The following is a 16,773-nucleotide window of genomic DNA, read 5'->3' on the forward strand; positions in this document are numbered from 1 at the left end:
TGATAATCATTATTACTTTTTCCACCAAACCGGGGGGCTTGTACTTGGAACACCGTTTCCATATGCCATACAATCCCAACACAAAGGGCCTTTATCTGAAAGTGGATTCAAACAATACTCCCTAATTTTATCTTTAAGTACATATGAAAGATCTCTCTGACTAAAATACCAACGTGTTGCTCTTTCACTAACCACTGTAAAATACCCTTTTACACCTGTTCCATCCTTTGCTTTAAGGTTTGTTTGCAGATTATAAGGAAGAGCGTCGCTAAGCGAAGTATTTGTTTGTTTTTGCATATCACTCATGAACTGGTAGTAATCCTTGCTAATAGCAAACTGTTTTACAAGAAGTGAAAAATCCCAGAGTAGTCTCTCATTACCTACTGTCTCCATAAAGAATAACTTTTTGTCATACCCTCCGACGTTATCTTCATGAAGTACATAATCAGATAAATAAACGTCGCTGCTTATCCAGCACCTTCTATTTACAGAAGGATTGCTAGGTGATTCAAATTTCCACGTAGGCTCAAATTTCCAAAGATAGTAAACACTACTTTGGGTTTCATTTATAGGCAAGCCTATCCTAACATCAACCCCCTGAATTTCTCGAATTACTTCCTCCTGGGCAACATACTGATAGCTAAGCTCCTCCGTTTCTTCATATGATATATTCCCAATAGGTGCTAAATTTCCATCAGGCACAGCTTCCCATTCGCTTTCATAATGCTCACCTTCAGGAAGGTCCACTAATATCCTGTACTTACCACCCTTCATCGCTTTAAAATCTTTATCCAAAAGTAGGTACTTTCCATCACCCTCCTCAGTGTATAACCATCCTTGATTACTCTCATTTTCAAGCTTGACCACTGCACCAGTAACTGCCTCCCCTCTACGGTTAGTAACGTCACTAGTATAGCTGAGTTTAACATAGAAATACCTGCCATCATTTGGGTATTCCAGTGTTTCATTATATGAAACATCCGATATAAACCCCTCAACTACCAAGGCTGGTGAATTGTTCCTTATTACAAACTCGTATGGCTCTATACAGCCATTACTAAATAAGATAAATAAACAAAACAAGAGCCCCCTCTGCATTTTCCTAGAAAGTAAAATTGTATGATATCGAAGGGAAAGCACTACCTAGAACAGAAAGCTTACTTGCCTTTCCGTATCTATCGAAAAATATCGAATAGGCGTTATTTCTACTATAAACATTAAATACAGAAATTATCCATTCACCCATAAACCGCTTATTCTTTCTTGGTTTATCTTTAATAGTTAACGAAAAATCCAATCTGTGATAATCCGGTATACGATATTCATTTCTTTCAGAGTAATTCAACACTGAAAGATACGCCTCATAAGAAAATTTCGACACGGGTATAGTAATAGGTCTACCCGTACTATAGCTAAAGTTTGTGGAGAAGGTTGCTCTCCCTCCCAGTCGGTAGTTAAACACTAAGGATAGATTATGAGGCTGATCATATGTAGCAGGGTAATAATCTCCTTTATTGATAACCTTAGTTTCATGTACATCCGAATCAAACTTCCTAAGGCTTCTTGAAAAAGTATAAGCTATCCAACCGTTAACTGTACCCTGATTCTTCTTCAGTAAGAATTCCACTCCATAGGCCAATCCTTTACCAGAAGTTAAGCCTGCTTCGAGAGATGGGTTAAGCGTGATATCGGCACCTTCTATATAATCAATAGAATTAGAAACCTGTTTATAAAACCCTTCTACAGATAATTCATATACGTTATCCTTAAAGTTTTTAAAAGCCCCTAATGAAAACTGATCACCCATTGCAGGCTTTAAATAAGGACCACTTGCAACCCAATAATCCTGAGGGGTTGTAGATGTTGTGTTAGAAATTAAATGTAAATACTGATAGCCCCTATAATAACTTGCTTTAAGAGAAGAGCTCTCTGATAACAAAAATCTTAGCGATACTCTTGGTTCCAGACCTCCAAACGATTTAATAACATCTCCATCCTCATAAACCAAGGTATCTACAATAGCAGGATACCTCCCATTGATATCGGCATAATCAAATTTATATATTTCATCACTACCCAGCCTCATGAAGCGGGAATATCTCAACCCTGCAGATAACGATAACTTGGCAGATAATTGTACATTTGATTGGAGATAGGCCGCTGTTTCAAGCGCCCTCTGATCATTCATGTCAGATCCAATGACATTACTACCCTCTATTAAGGGCTCAAGCCTGCCTGGCTCTATAATCAAACCTTCCCCTTCAATACCAGCTAACAGCTTTAATTTATCATCTTTACTATAATTGAACTCTGCCTTTAGCCTGATATTATTGATAGCATTTTCGTAAGTAAAACCCTCAATAGGATCAGGGTTATCAACCTTACTCAAATAATTACTGCTGGCAACATTAACTGAAGAAGATAAATTTTGGTTAAAGGTATGATCCCACCTGATTGAAGCATTTGTGGTTTCCCAACTAAAGGTTGAATCGCTGGCAAGCTGAAAACCATCACTGCTTCTATATCCAGAAACGGTTATGAAATTATTTTCATTGATCGTCTGAAATACTTTAGCAGTCACATCATAAAATTCTGCCGAACTGTTTTGCAATTGAATATCGTCTGTCGCCTTTAGTAGCCAATTACTATAAGAAATTCTACCACCTAATAAATAAGAAGATTTACTTCTCTTTATTGGCCCTTCAACTGTCAATCTACTGGACACAAGCCCTACTCCTCCGGATACCTTATGCTTACCAGCATCACCGTTCCTTAACTTCACATCCAGAACTGAGGATACCCTACTTCCGAAATTGGCTGGGCCACCTCCTTTATATAGTACAACATCACTAACCATATCTGGGTTAAAAGCCGAAAAGAACCCAAACATATGAGCTGGATTGTATATGGTTGCTCCATCCTGTAAAATCAAATTTTGTCCGGTTTCCCCACCTCTTACATTGAACCCGGAGGAAAGTTCGCCGACAGTACTTACACCCGGCAATGTGGTCAAACTCTTAATAGGATCAACCTCGCCTAAAAATGTAGGTAAAGACTTAATGGTCTCAATACCCAATGCCTCTACACCTGTAAGTTCACTTGTAACGTTTCTATCAATTCTCTCAGCTGTAATAGTCACCCCATCAAGCTCCTTCGACTCAGGAAAAATTGAGGATTCAATCTGCTGTTGATCTCCATATGGACTAAAGGCTACTATCAAAGTAGTGGTTTCATACCCAACAAAACGAATGTCTATTTTATAGGTATCAGGATCAACAGAGAACTTAAATCGTCCATTTACATCCGTGAGAGCACCTTTATTCAATTTTGATATATATACCTGAGCACCAACTATCGGATCATCGGTTCCGGCATCCGTAACAACACCCTCAAGGGTTACAATGCCACCCTTCGTATTAGCTTTAACAGCTACATAGTTATCCTTTCTCTTACCAAATTCCTCTCCTAGATGTTTATCTACAATAAAGAGGATGTTATCATGAGTCTTGACTACTTTATATTGAACAAGATAGTAATCCAGGTAATCTATAATTCTGATTCTTTCCTGAATTCCATTAACTGTTAGTGCCTGGATTTTTTGTTCATCAAAAATAAAATCAACCCCATACTTTTTTTCAAGGTCGTATAAGAATTCAGAGAAGATTTTACCGTTATCAGAAGGGTCTACAAAAACATCTTTGAGGTTCTGTGCCTTTAGGGAAAGGCAACCCAAACCCATTATTAAAATAAGGAGTGCATTTTTCACTATGTCGGGTCCAATTGATTGACACAATAATAAAAAAAGCCATCCCAAAAACAGCTTTTGGAATGGCTTTTTATATGAATGGTAATATCTATGTGTTAATTCACTGTAAAACTATCTGATGAGATAGGACTCATATTACCTGCAAGATCTTCACCTATGAAGTAAATATTATAATTTCCAGCCTCTAACGGCACATTATAAATAACATAGGTACCCGCATTTATTTGCTTGGTTCCACTAACAACACCATTTTCAAATTCCTCTAAACTAGCAGGTGCAGCTGCTCCACTAGGGAATACAGCATAATAACCTGTTCCAGCCTCAGCAGGCCCCATGCCAAGTAAAATAAATCCAACCTCGGCATATCCTGTAAACTCATCTATATACCAATCAATACCAGGTGCTGTATTATCAGCAACCAACTCATATGACGAGATTTCAGATGTATTACCAGCTAGATCAGCAATATTACTAACGATAACCTCTACTTGTCCATTACCTTCTCCATTTAATGTATACTGATAAGTATAAACCAATGGATCTTCAGTAGCAATTAAAGTATCAGTTTCAGTAGCAACACCTGCATTAGCAAATGAAATTAGCAACGAACTATCAACCGCAGGATTAGCTGCCATTACCAACTCACTGAAAGTAACAGTTACAGTTATTACTGTGCTGTCCATTGCCAGTGCAGGTGAGTAATCAATAGTTGCAACAGGAGCTATATTGTCAACTCTGTAAAGTTTTACAAAAGCACTGTCAATATTCACATCACCATATGTAGCCGTAGATTTAATATCCTGGAACAATGCCTCAGATGTACCATTTCCATCACCTGCGGTATAGATTGCATAGTAAGAATCCGCATCCACTTTAACCAATGGACCTAATGAACCTGACACAAATGGCGTTCCTCCATTAAACTGAGTTGAATCTGTTGTATTCATTGCAAAACTAGGATCAAGTGCCAAAGGAGCATCAAACTCGAAGAACACTGTATCAGCCTCTCCAGTTCTTAGAGTACCACCACCATTGTATGATACACTAACAGTTGGTTCTGTATTAGCTACTTCAACACCAAATGTACCAGTATCCGTGCCATTAGTAACAGTAATAACAACATCACCTACCTCTCCAAAAGTAATAGAAACTGTATTACCTGTAGCACTACCACTGACAGTCGCTGGACCTGAAACAGTCCATGTATATGAATCGGCACTAGTAAAATCACCTATAGTATATTCGTGAGTGGACTCAGGTCTAACCTCACTAGATCCCGCTATATTCAATCTGAAGGGACCATTAAAAGTTGAGTCGTCGTCACCACAAGCCGTAAATAGTACGGCTGTGATGAGAGACAATATAAATATCGATAGTTTATTCTTCATTATATTATTCTTTTTAGAGTTGAGATTATAATACGTCCCAGAAGACTTTAGTAGAAACATCATCCCCACCTATTGCAGTACCCGCTTTAGCGTATTGCTCACCGTTCAACTGAGCTTCCTCAAGTGGATAGGTAAATCTCACAGGAATATCAGCCACTGCCATTTCTGGTGGAGCATTCAAGCCTGTAAAGTCAAGTCTTCTCCATGTAGTCCAACCTTCAAATCCCTGATTGTAAAGAGCTAACCACATCTGAATACCAATTTTTTGCTTCCAGTCTCCAGGAGCTGAAGCATAAGCAACATCAGGATGGGTTATGTAAGAAGAATACCCTTCAGCATCCCACTGATCAAAAGAAGCTTCAATGCCAGCATAGTAATACCCTTCAGCAGTACCACTTACACTGTATCCTCCTCTTTCAACAGCTTCTGCTTTCAAAAATTGAACCTCTGCATAGTTCAAAATAACGCCTTTCAATTCAGGAGTATGAAGTATATCTCCAACTTGAGTAAACCCAGAGTAATTATTAGCATCACCATAAGTACCACCATTAAACGTACCAGCACCTAGGTTCTCTCTGAAATAAATAGCTCTTCTTGGATCACCCAAAGAATTCATTTTATCTACAATAGTATTAGCAGCAACAAAATCCTGTCTTCCACTTAGCACTAAATCCTCATAAATAGGGCTGGTATTAGGTGAAGCACCATAATAAGTCATTGCAGCATTATCGTCATTACTAGTGAATACACCAGCTGATAAAGCAGCATTAACAATACTTACTGAGGCCGTTTTATCAACATCAGCCAGTCTCATACCCATTCTAAACTTCAATGAGTTGGCAAAAAGAACCCACTTGCTCATTTCACCTTCATACATAGGGTCCTGATCAGCCGGGAATCCAGCCGCGCCAGCATCTATAGCTGCTGTGGCAGCATCAAGATTAGAAATTATGCTATTGTAGACTGTTCTTGCATCATCGTATGCAGGAGTCAAATTATCCGGATCAAGAGCCTCTGTGTAAGGAATATCACCAAAAGCATCAACCAAAACAGAATAAACATATCCAGTCATGATGTCGATACAAGCTATTCTATTTTGCAAAACTTCGGTAGAAACTCCAGCAGCCCCAGACTCGACCTGCTCTTGGATTAATAATTTCGCATTTTTCAAATTACTAAGTGACTCACGATACCCATTTCTCCAGAAGTTTCTTGGAATTGATCTTCCAGTTAAGTTATACTGACTTTCATCAGGATACGTAGTTTGTGCCCAGTATTGAGCGTATAAATTAAATGGATTGTCGTTAACACTGATGCTAACCATCATATCCACTGACTCACGCATCGCTCTTGTAAATAATGACGTTGGATCAACATTTGCCGGATTTCTTTTATCCGTGTTAAGCTCTTCCAATCGATCATCACACCCTACAAAAAAGAGGGCAATAAGTGATATATATAATAATTTTTTCATATCTCAATAGTTCTAAGATTAAAATTCAACTTCTACCTTGAAGCCCATTGTACGAACGGTAGGATAAGCTCCTGAAAGGTAACCTTGAGCAGGACCTACACCCAATCCTGACTCAGGGTCAGCATAAGGTACATTTTTATGAATTATCCATAGGTTTCTACCTACTAATGAAAGATCTACTCTATTAGCAAATGACTCAGTAATGCTTGAAGGTAGACGGTATGACAATGACAACTCTCTCAATTTCACATAAGAAGCGTCATATACAGTTAGAGCCCCTGGGTTTCTACTAGCATTGCCCCAGTAGAAAGCACCTCCATAGTAATCAGCTCTAGCATAAGTGGTATTTGCCTCACCTGTTTCAGTAACACCAGGGTTCAATACACCACCTCCCTCAGAAAGAGGGTTTCTTATAGGATTACCCAGGTCATTAGTCCCAACAGTATTATCGGTTACACCGGTACCTTGTCCATAGTGCATATCAAGGGAATAAACATCTCCACCACTTTGAATATCAACAAGGAAGCCTAAGCTTAGGCCTTTGTAAGAAACAGTATTGTTAATACCCATTACCCAATCTGGATTGGGATCGCCAATGATCTGGTCAGCAACTGCTTTGTAGTAACCATTTCCGTCAACTACTTTCTCTCCGTTAAGGTATTCAAATCCTGTACCTCTCAACACTCCGAAAGGCTCACCAACAGTAGCATTAGCTGATACGCCTCCCTGGAAACTCTGGAACACGTAGTTATTAGCTCCTTCGAGCAATTCAATTACTTCACTTCTGTTTCTGGTGTAGTTAATAGTAGTGTTAAATTTCAAATCATCAGTTCTGATGATATCACCACCAATAACCAATTCAATACCTTTATTTTCAATATCACCAGCATTTACATACTTTCTAGAGTAACCAGTAGATGAAGAAATATCAATACCTAATAACTGATCAAAAGTATTTCTTTTATAGTAGGCAATATCAACATTAAGTCTACGATCTAAACCAGTGAATTGCAAACCAAACTCGATTTCCTCAGTTTCTTCAGGTAATAAGTTTTGGTTGTTTTTGGTGTAAGGCAAACGGGTAAGGATAGCATTACCAAAGTTATCTTCACGAAGATAAACATCTTTAACCCTCAAAGGTCTTGTATCATTACCTACAGTACCATAACTGGCTCTTACTTTACCAAAATCCATCCAGTCTAGGTCAACCAATTCAGAGAACACAAAACCCAGACCTATTGAATAGTAGTTATACTGATTGTTGTCTACCGGTAGAGCTGAAGAAATATCTGTTCTGTAGTTACCATCCAAGTATAGGAAGTTTCTGTAACCAACATTGGCGTTAGCAAAATACCCGTATACTTCCTTTTCCCTGAGGTACTCATAAGGGAAAGGGTTTGTAGAAACAGAGTTACTTAGAGAATACAGCCCTGGGACAGCTAAACCACCACTGGTTGAAGCCTGGCTGTAGTCATAGCTCTCTTTTCTTAGGTTAAAACCGATTAACCCTGACAATGAAATATCATCTGTAAGTTGCTTGTTAGCAGACAACATAGCATTGTAGTTATACTCAGAGCTTTCTATGTTAGTTCTTTGATATCCAGAACCTTCATCTGTTCTATTAACTCCAAAGGCTGTTGCAATACTACCTACGGCCCTTCTCTCCTCTCTAACTTCCGTATAAGAGTCTATTGAAGCAGAAACATTTGCACTCAACCAATCGGTGAATTGGTAACTTAAACCAACTTTAGAAAGCGTACGATCTCTGTTATCAGAGTTGTAGTTCTCATACCTTGTCCAATAAGGGTTATCCCAATATATTGGAGTTGTTGGATCATTGTAATCTGCAGGGTTCCAAGTGTAGTTACGGTGTGTTTGATTATAAATATCTTCAAGAGCCTTAACATCAACATTCACTTGCCACCACTGACGGAACTGAGTCATTAGGTTATCGCTATAACCAGTAGAGAAACGGCCAACTACATCCTGAATATTGTACTGGAATAATACATCCGCTGTTAACTTATCTGTCAGTTTAGAAGATCCAGTAAAGTTAATAGTATGCTTAGTCATTTCACTATTTGGAAGAATATCTTCCATATCCAAATTAGTATAACTCATTCGGAAAGTAGTCTTGTCGTTACCTCCAGCAAAGGAAATACTATTATTCCATGTAGTTTGTGTTTCAAAGAAGTCCACAGGAGTATTTTCAGCAGCTACCCAAGGACGTTTTTTACCAAAGTTTGGTGACTCAGGCACGAAAGAATCCCAATGATAAACATTAAGATTAGGATTGAACTGACCACCAAAAGAAGCATCTTCAGTTGTAGGTACAATGTAATCAACTACACCGTCTCCATCGATATCCTCTTCCTCAAAGTATCCATTATCTCCGTAGTATTTACCATAACCAGCACCATATTGATCCTGATATTCAACGAAAGTCTCTTTGTTAATTTTACCAATAGTAACACCGCTGGTAAAAGTCACGCCAATACCTTTTCTCTTAGTTCCTTTCTTTGTTGTAATTAAGATTACGCCATTCTGTCCCCTTGAACCATATAACGCTGTAGCCGCAGCACCTTTCAATACTGACATTGAAGCAATATCTTCAGGGTTAATATCAGCAGCAGGGTTACCATAGTCATAACCATATCCACCACCTTGCTGAGCAACTGAGTTATTAGTTTCGTTACTTACAGGAACACCATCAATTACAAATAAAGGCTGGTTGTTACTGAAAGATGAGTTACCACGAATAGTGATATTGGTAGAACCACCCATAGTATTGTTAGTTCTCACCTGCACACCGGCAACTTTTCCTGAAAGAGAGTTAATAAAATTGCTTTCCTTTACTTTAGTAACAGCATCTGCCTCCAAAGTTTGCTGAGAATAACCTAATGAAGCCTTCTCCCTAGAAACGTTAAGTGCAGTTACAACAACTTCACTTAGTTGCTTAACATCTGATGCCATTTGTACATCAATCACTGACCGGGAACCCATTTCAACCTCTTGGGTTTCCAAACCAACAAATGAAAAGATCAAAGTGCCTCCCTCAGAAGGAACACTAAGTTTGTAGTTTCCATCTATATCGGTAACCGTACCGGTAGATGTGCCTTTTAAAATTACGTTTACTCCAGGAAGAGTCGAGCCGTCATCCAATGACGTAACCTTCCCAGAAACAGTCCTGTCCTGACCCCATGTAATAAATGAGACCAAGAAGAAACTCATAAATAGTAATAGTTTCCTCATAATTAGTTGTTTTAAGGTTATTATTTAGAACAGAAATCCCCCCCATATGGGGTATGATCCGCCAAGATAACCCACAAACAACGAAAAACAAAATTATATTTCTACATAAATATTGTTTCGAGGCGAATATTAGGACATTTTGAATAAATGAAACATTTAATATGTAAATACCACAAAATGAGGGATAAATGTACTTGCAGGAGTTAAGGAAAGGAAAAGTTTGGAGAATAAAAAAGCACGAGCTTCCGCCCGTGCTTCATATTTAGTATCTTAAGATTCGTGTTTATGCTTCAGCCTCAACCGAAACAAATGACCTGTTATTTCTTCCTTTTTTAAAGGTAACAACGCCATCTGTTAAAGCAAACAAAGTATGATCTTTACCAATTCCTACATTTTGACCAGGATGGTGCTGAGTACCTCTTTGTCTTACAATAATATTTCCAGCAATTGCTTTTTGTCCACCAAAAATCTTAACGCCAAGTCGTTTACTTTCCGACTCTCTTCCGTTTCGCGAACTACCTGCTCCTTTTTTATGTGCCATGGTGTTTTCTTATTTTGAAATATTCTCGATTAAAACCTTAGTAAATTCCTGACGGTGACCATTTCTTTTCTTGTAGCCTTTTCTTCTCTTCTTTTTAAAAACTACAACCTTGTCACCTTTAACATGTCCCAGGATCTTTCCTGCTACTTTGGCACCTTTCACTAATGGTGCACCTACTTCGACTGCTTTGTCATCACCAAATAACAAAACTTTGTCGAACTCAACGGAAGCGCCTTCTTCGCCGTCCATCTTTGGAGCGTATACGAATTGGTCTTTTGTTACTTTGAACTGCTTTCCGGCTATGTCAACTATTGCGTACATGTAACTTTGAATTTTTTGAAAAATGGACTGCAAAGGTAATTCAATATTCTTAAATATCAAATACTTTACCTAATTTCAAAATTAGGCACATTGCAGGCAGACTAAATATGCTATATTAAGAGTAACATATAGTCACAACCAACTTACACGCATGTCGCTTGCCCTGCTTGCTTTTAACGCTTGACTTGCTTCTGTTTTTGCGATATATTGCCAATATATTGTTGAAATAAGTTTCTCGAAATGAAAATTAATGTTCCTGAGAAATATGCAGACTTATACCTGAAGGCTCTTAGCGAGAAAAAAAAGATTTTGGAGGCCAAAATAGAAGATTTCAAAAGAGAAATACAAGAAATAGATAATCACATAAGTGCTCTTACCAGCATGCCAATATTTCACGACACCCCTTCATATGCCCCCAGATGGGAAGCCCGAAGCTATCAAGAAGAGTGGCCATGGACAAAAAAAATAACTCATTACCAGGAAGTTAAGACAAAAATATTCACCTCTTCCGAAATAGTTGACTACATTATACAAAAAGAGCCCAAACTAACCAAAAGCAAAGTGCGCAGCTCGATTTCTGCAGCGCTTTCTAATAAACACAAATCTGGTAAATACATAAAGTTTATCGACCCTGTAACAAGCACCACTTACTATGGTCCATCTGACTGGTTTCTGAATGAACACGAACCTCATTTGGATTACATACCCGACGACTTAAAAGAACGGTTATTCAAGAAGTGATTTTCATGTAAGAAATTCGGACTTTCCCAATAGACGCAAACACATGTATCCCGCTTGAGAATGTGGAAAACTTTTTAATTTTTTTAGAACCTTCATTTTTGGCTAAATACGGCACAAGTTATAATTAACAAAAATCAATTAAACTACTTACTATCAATAAGTTAACGCAAATACACAATTTCCTTACATACCTTGCTACCTGACTTTGATTTTAACGCTCATTTGTTAATATTTGTAGGGCCTAATGGCTGCTATCAATGCCAATTAAATGCCTAATGATTCCTTGTAATTTTTTGGCATAAAATCAACGAAAAACAAAAAAATAATCTGGGAACTTTTAAGTTCTCCAGTTATCTCTTTTGGTCAGATGTTTTCAAATTTTTAAAAATTGAGTGATAAGATGAGTGATATTGAAACCGGAGCTGTAGAGCCAATTCTTAAAGAAAATAAAAATCGCTTTGTACTCTTTCCCATTAAGCATGATGATATTTGGGAATTTTACAAAAAAGCAGAAGCGAGTTTCTGGACCGCGGAAGAGATTGATCTGAGCCAGGATATGAGGGATTGGGATAAAATGTCTGACGGAGAAAGACATTTTATTTCGCATGTTTTAGCATTTTTTGCAGCCAGTGATGGCATTGTTAATGAAAATCTCGCAGAACACTTTGTTGCTGAGGTTCAATACACTGAAGCAAAGTTTTTCTATGGTTTTCAAATAGCTATAGAAAATATTCACTCAGAAACATATTCATTATTGATCGATACTTATGTAAAGGATGCTGCAGAAAAAGACAAGCTCTTTAATGCGATCGACACTATGGATTGTGTTAAGAAAAAAGCTGACTGGGCTTTACGTTGGATCGACGAGGGTAGCTTTCAGGAAAGGCTTATAGCTTTTGCAGCTGTTGAGGGAATTTTCTTTTCAGGTAGCTTCTGCTCTATATTTTGGTTAAAGAAAAGAGGCCTCATGCCCGGTCTAAGCTTTTCAAATGAGCTTATATCAAGAGATGAAGGACTACACTGTGACTTTGCCTGCTTAATTTATAATAATCACGTGGTAAATAAGTTACCTAAAGAAACTATTATAAGCATTATTAAAGATGCTGTAAGCATAGAGAAAGAATTTGTTACCGATGCTCTACCTGTAAGCCTTATCGGGATGAATGCAGATCTCATGTGTCAATATATTGAGTTTGTTGCTGACAGATTGTTGCTAGAACTGGTTAATGAAAAGCTATATGGTGCAACAAACCCTTTTGATTTTATGGAAATGATTTCTTTACAAGGAAAAACCAACTTTTTTGAAAAAAGAGTTGGAGATTACCAGAAAGCTGGTGTAATGAAAGGAAATAAAGATGATGATGCACCAAAATTCTCGCTAGATGAAGACTTTTAATTTTTTAAACTTAATTAATAACCCAAAAACCCCATGACATGCTAGTTATAAAAAGAGATGGAAGACGGGAGTCCGTTAAGTTCGATAAAGTAACGGCCCGCATTGAAAAGCTATGCTATGGACTAGATCTCAATTACATTGAGCCCGTTGATATAGCAAAAAAGGTTATTAACGGTATTTATGATGGAGTAACTACCGTAGAGTTGGACAATCTGGCCGCTGAAACAGCTGCTTCATTAACAACGAAGCATCCTGACTTTGCCTTGTTAGCAGCGAGAATTGCCATTTCTAACCTTCATAAGGTTACCAGTAAGTCCTTTTCAAATACCATGAAAAGGTTATACACTTATGTAGATCCCAAAACTGGGGAAAACGCGCCGCTACTTTCAAAGGAAGCATATGGGGTTATCAAGAGACATGCGGCGTTGCTAGATTCATCTATCATTTATGATCGTGATTTTAGTTATGATTACTTTGGGTTCAAAACATTAGAGCGCTCTTACTTGATGAAAATTGATGGTAAGATAGTGGAAAGACCACAGCACATGCTCATGAGGGTTGCAGTAGGTATTCATATGGATGATATAGAAGCCGCTATTGAAACATACAATTTGTTAAGTGAAAAGTGGTTTACTCATGCAACACCAACTCTTTTTAACGCAGGTACTCCCAAACCTCAGCTTTCTTCTTGCTTCTTGCTAACTATGCAAGATGATAGCATCGATGGCATCTATGATACCCTAAAACAATGTGCCAAAATATCACAGTCAGCAGGAGGTATAGGCCTAAGCATTCACAATGTAAGAGCTACAGGTTCATATATTAAAGGAACAGGTGGAGTTTCCAATGGTATTGTTCCTATGTTGAGAAACTTTGACATGACCGCTCGTTACGTTGACCAAGGTGGTGGTAAAAGAAAGGGCAGCTTTGCTATCTATCTTGAACCTTGGCATGCTGACATCTTCGATTTCCTTGACTTGAAGAAAAATCATGGTAAAGAAGAATTAAGGGCAAGAGATCTTTTTTACGCCTTATGGCTCTCTGACCTTTTCATGAAAAGAGTCGAAGATAACGACATTTGGTCTCTTTTCTGTCCAAATGAAGCTCCAGGTCTTTCAGATAGCTACGGCGAAGATTTTGAGAAGTTATATGCCAAATACGAAAGAGAAGGTAAATATAGAAAACAAGTAAAAGCACAGGATCTTTGGTTCGAAATCCTTGAAGCTCAGATTGAGACCGGTACACCTTACATGTTGTACAAGGATGCAGCTAATAAGAAGTCAAACCAAAAAAACCTGGGAACAATAAAGTCTAGTAACTTATGTACAGAGATCATGGAGTACACTGCTCCTGATGAAGTAGCTGTATGTAACTTGGCTTCAATAGCTTTACCAAAGTTTGTTACAGAGGACGGCAAATTTGACCATCAGAAACTTTATGAGATCACAAAGGTGATCACCAAAAACCTTAACAAGGTAATTGATGTTAATTACTACCCTGTTGAAGAGGCTAAAAAGTCAAACCTCAGACACCGACCAATAGGTATTGGTGTTCAAGGGCTAGCCGACACTTTCCTAATGTTAAAGATGCCATTTGACTCTGAAGAAGCTCGTGGATTGAATAAGCACATTCATGAGACCATATACTTTGCTGCTATGACTTCTTCTATGGAAATAGCTAAAGAGCATGGCCCATACGAAACATTCAAGGGGTCTCCTGTATCTAAAGGAATATTCCAATTTGATATGTGGGGTGTTACTCCTGACTCCGGCAGATGGGATTGGGACAGCCTTAAAAAAGAAGTAAAGAAAAATGGAGTACGAAATTCTTTACTTTTAGCTCCAATGCCTACTGCGTCAACATCGCAGATATTAGGAAACAACGAGTGCTTTGAGCCATATACATCTAATATCTATACCAGAAGAACACTTTCAGGAGAATTTATCATTGTGAATAAGCACTTGATGAAAGACCTAATAGGCCTGGGACTTTGGAATGATGGTATGAAAAATAGATTGATAGAAGCAAACGGATCCATTCAAAATATTCCGGAGATTCCTCAATATATTAAAGATCTTTACAGAACTGTATGGGAGATTTCTCAAAAAGCAATTATCGATATGGCTGCTGATAGAGGTGCATACATTTGTCAGAGCCAGAGTATGAACGTACATATTCAGGATCCGAATTTTGGAAAACTTACTTCTATGCACTTCTATGCATGGAAGAAAGGGTTAAAGACTGGTATGTATTACCTTAGATCAAAAGCTGCCGCTTCTGCTATTCAGTTCACGGTTGATAAGTCTGCCAAACAACAACCTGCTGCAAACCAACCTGTAGCGACGAATGAAGATCAAAAGCGTGCAGATATGGTCTGTTCACTTGATAATCCCGATGCATGCGAAGCATGTGGAAGTTAATTTTAATGTTAATGTCTAGTTGGTTTTAATTTGAAAGCCTGGCTGTGGTGGCCAGGCTTTTTTTATTCATAACAGTCAGACTTTTTAGAGCGACTCACACCACATATATCCTTTCACATTCAAACTTAACCCTTCGTCCCTCTCCCAAACCCTGGATAAATTATTTATATTGACCAAGGCCATTAATATCGTGCAGAATAAATGTTCCGAAGCAAATCACTATTTAAAAATTTTACCTGGCTATCTATTTCGCAGGGAGCCAACTTTCTGGTTCCCCTTATTGCATATCCATATCTGTTAAGGATTACCCAGATTGAAGAATTTGGGCTTATAGCATTCGCTCAGGCAGTCGTAACATATTTAGTTCACTTTGTTGATTATGGTTTTTCCATTACGGCCGTTCGTGAAATATCATTAAACCGAGAGCGGCCAAATAAAGTATCTGCAATATTTAATAAGTTATATTTCACGAAGCTAATGTTGTTGTTACTCAGCTTTGTAATATTTTATCTACTAACAACGATGATTTCGGCCTGGAGCAACTTTTCACCACTCTTTCTATCCAGTTTTTTGATTGTTATCGGGCAAATGCTACTTCCAATATGGTTTTTTCAAGGAATAGAAAAAATGAGCGGTGTGGCACTAATGAACATCATTTCAAAAGTATTGTTTGCATTGTTTATTTTTCTATTTATTAATGAGAGCAACGATTTCCAATGGGTGAATTTCTACCTCGGGGCAAGCCAAATTATGGTAGGTTTGGTTGCAATCCGTTTCATTTTTGTTAGACATCATATTAAAATTAATCCCCCCTCATTCGTTATTATTATAAGTCAGCTTAAAGCAAACTGGAGCATTTTTCTATCAGTATTTTCGGGCTTTGTTGCTAATAATTCAAACTTGGTCATACTGGGTTTAATGACTGATCCGGTAAGTACAGCTTATTACGCCATTGTAGAAAAAGTATTACTGGCAATTCGTGCTCCAGCAGTACTATTATACCAAACAATATTTCCAAAAGTATGTTTGCTAGCCGAAAAATCCTTTGATCACCTTATTTCCTTCCTTAAAACCATTGTCAGACTAACGCTCCTGAGCTTTATCCCTTTAGCTATTATCGTATACATTTTTTCAGATGATATAGTACACCTCTTCTCAGGAGAGTACCTTAAACCCTCCTCTTATCTCTTAAAAATCATTTGCGTGATACCATTATTTGCTGCGTTAAATATTCCTGCGACACAGACAATGTTGGCATATGACTTAAAAAAAAGCTATGCCAATATTACTATAGGTGGAGCAGTATTTAATATAACCATTAATATCATTCTGGTTTCTGCATTTTCAGCTTATGGTAGTGCTGTGGCTGCTTTGGCAACAGAGTTATTTATTACCCTTATGCTATTTCTAAACCTCAGGTTATTTCATAGTAAGTATTCAGTGTTTGGTGCATTTAAACTAAGTCGATAATTAA

At 37.9% G+C, this 16,773-nt stretch carries 11 protein-coding genes; 4 read left to right on the forward strand and 7 right to left on the reverse strand.

All coding sequences use genetic code 11. From position 1 onward, the window contains the following. Nucleotides 1–12 precede the first annotated feature (12 nt). The 7 genes from JMN32_RS25920 to rplU all read right to left on the reverse strand — a co-directional run bounded on the left by JMN32_RS25920 (nucleotide 13) and on the right by rplU (nucleotide 10,742). Nucleotides 13–1,098, reverse strand: coding sequence for a DUF4249 domain-containing protein (locus tag JMN32_RS25920; RefSeq protein WP_202859322.1), 1,086 nt, complete (start codon nucleotides 1,096–1,098; stop codon nucleotides 13–15). 4 nt (nucleotides 1,099–1,102) lie between these two features. Then, nucleotides 1,103–3,766 (reverse strand): TonB-dependent receptor, encoded by a 2,664-nt coding sequence (locus JMN32_RS25925; RefSeq protein ID WP_202859323.1) that lies wholly within the window; start codon nucleotides 3,764–3,766, stop codon nucleotides 1,103–1,105. A 95-nt stretch (nucleotides 3,767–3,861) separates the two neighbouring features. Next, entirely contained in the window at nucleotides 3,862–5,154 is a 1,293-nt protein-coding gene (locus tag JMN32_RS25930) for a hypothetical protein (protein ID WP_202859324.1), read from the reverse strand. 25 nt (nucleotides 5,155–5,179) lie between these two features. Beyond that, on the reverse strand, nucleotides 5,180–6,628 hold the full coding sequence (locus tag JMN32_RS25935) for a SusD/RagB family nutrient-binding outer membrane lipoprotein (RefSeq protein WP_202859325.1): 1,449 nt from the start codon (nucleotides 6,626–6,628) through the stop codon (nucleotides 5,180–5,182). 18 nt (nucleotides 6,629–6,646) lie between these two features. Next, entirely contained in the window at nucleotides 6,647–9,880 is a 3,234-nt protein-coding gene (locus JMN32_RS25940; RefSeq protein ID WP_238354629.1) for a SusC/RagA family TonB-linked outer membrane protein, read from the reverse strand. Nucleotides 9,881–10,163: 283 nt separating this feature from the next. Next, nucleotides 10,164–10,421: a 50S ribosomal protein L27 gene (rpmA, locus tag JMN32_RS25945; protein ID WP_202859326.1), complete on the reverse strand. Its 258-nt coding sequence runs from the start codon at nucleotides 10,419–10,421 to the stop codon at nucleotides 10,164–10,166. A 9-nt stretch (nucleotides 10,422–10,430) separates the two neighbouring features. Next, a complete protein-coding gene (gene rplU / locus JMN32_RS25950; RefSeq protein ID WP_202859327.1) occupies nucleotides 10,431–10,742 on the reverse strand; it encodes a 50S ribosomal protein L21 in 312 nt (103 codons plus the stop codon). A gap of 240 nt (nucleotides 10,743–10,982) precedes the next feature. On the opposite strand from rplU, the gene JMN32_RS25955 reads away from it, so the two are divergent. From JMN32_RS25955 to JMN32_RS25970, 4 genes are all read left to right on the forward strand, one after another. Beyond that, nucleotides 10,983–11,483, forward strand: coding sequence for a hypothetical protein (locus JMN32_RS25955; RefSeq protein ID WP_202859328.1), 501 nt, complete (start codon nucleotides 10,983–10,985; stop codon nucleotides 11,481–11,483). Between the two features lie 400 nt (nucleotides 11,484–11,883). Continuing rightward, nucleotides 11,884–12,879, forward strand: a complete 996-nt coding sequence (locus JMN32_RS25960) for a ribonucleoside-diphosphate reductase small subunit (protein WP_202859329.1) — start codon at nucleotides 11,884–11,886, stop codon at nucleotides 12,877–12,879. 38 nt (nucleotides 12,880–12,917) lie between these two features. Next, a complete protein-coding gene (locus tag JMN32_RS25965; RefSeq protein WP_202859330.1) occupies nucleotides 12,918–15,299 on the forward strand; it encodes a ribonucleoside-diphosphate reductase subunit alpha in 2,382 nt (793 codons plus the stop codon). A 201-nt stretch (nucleotides 15,300–15,500) separates the two neighbouring features. Then, complete coding sequence (locus JMN32_RS25970) at nucleotides 15,501–16,769, forward strand: oligosaccharide flippase family protein (RefSeq protein WP_202859331.1); 1,269 nt, start codon at nucleotides 15,501–15,503, stop codon at nucleotides 16,767–16,769. The last annotated feature ends 4 nt before the right edge of the window (nucleotides 16,770–16,773 follow it).

The organism is Fulvivirga marina (genome assembly GCF_016775155.1).
GTDB lineage: Bacteria > Bacteroidota > Bacteroidia > Cytophagales > Cyclobacteriaceae > Fulvivirga > Fulvivirga marina.

What these genes read in the sequence shown, in the direction of transcription:
- JMN32_RS25920 (WP_202859322.1), bottom strand. Translation starts at nt 1,098, where the DNA reads ATGCAGAGGGGGCTCTTGTTTTGTTTATTTATCTTATTTAGTAATGGC.
- JMN32_RS25930 (WP_202859324.1), bottom strand. Translation starts at nt 5,154, where the DNA reads ATGAAGAATAAACTATCGATATTTATATTGTCTCTCATCACAGCCGTA.
- JMN32_RS25935 (WP_202859325.1), bottom strand. Translation starts at nt 6,628, where the DNA reads ATGAAAAAATTATTATATATATCACTTATTGCCCTCTTTTTTGTAGGG.
- JMN32_RS25940 (WP_238354629.1), bottom strand. Translation starts at nt 9,880, where the DNA reads ATGAGGAAACTATTACTATTTATGAGTTTCTTCTTGGTCTCATTTATT.
- rpmA (WP_202859326.1), bottom strand. Translation starts at nt 10,421, where the DNA reads ATGGCACATAAAAAAGGAGCAGGTAGTTCGCGAAACGGAAGAGAGTCG.
- rplU (WP_202859327.1), bottom strand. Translation starts at nt 10,742, where the DNA reads ATGTACGCAATAGTTGACATAGCCGGAAAGCAGTTCAAAGTAACAAAA.
- JMN32_RS25955 (WP_202859328.1), top strand. Translation starts at nt 10,983, where the DNA reads ATGAAAATTAATGTTCCTGAGAAATATGCAGACTTATACCTGAAGGCT.
- JMN32_RS25960 (WP_202859329.1), top strand. Translation starts at nt 11,884, where the DNA reads ATGAGTGATATTGAAACCGGAGCTGTAGAGCCAATTCTTAAAGAAAAT.
- JMN32_RS25965 (WP_202859330.1), top strand. Translation starts at nt 12,918, where the DNA reads ATGCTAGTTATAAAAAGAGATGGAAGACGGGAGTCCGTTAAGTTCGAT.
- JMN32_RS25970 (WP_202859331.1), top strand. Translation starts at nt 15,501, where the DNA reads ATGTTCCGAAGCAAATCACTATTTAAAAATTTTACCTGGCTATCTATT.